The following is a 226-nucleotide window of genomic DNA, read 5'->3' on the forward strand; positions in this document are numbered from 1 at the left end:
GTTCATCCGCGACCACAAGGACGATGAGGACGGGGATTACGACGAGGATCTGATCGCCGAGCACAATCAGATCCGGGATGACATCACCGCCACGGTGGCCGCCTTCTGGGCGGCGGAGCGGACCTGCCACAACAAGATCACGGCGTTGTGGCACGGCACCCAGATGGTGGCCGGGGACGGGTCGGACAAGAAGAACCAGTACGGCTTCGCGGCCGAGGACATGAAG

General features: G+C 63.3%; 1 protein-coding gene. It reads left to right on the forward strand.

Annotated features, from left to right (window positions below):
• Positions 1-226: hypothetical protein (locus IF20_RS37050; protein ID WP_199896947.1), on the forward strand; the 226-nt coding region annotated here is incomplete at both ends.

Source organism: Streptomyces niger (assembly GCF_000718305.1).
Lineage (GTDB): Bacteria > Actinomycetota > Actinomycetes > Streptomycetales > Streptomycetaceae > Streptomyces > Streptomyces niger.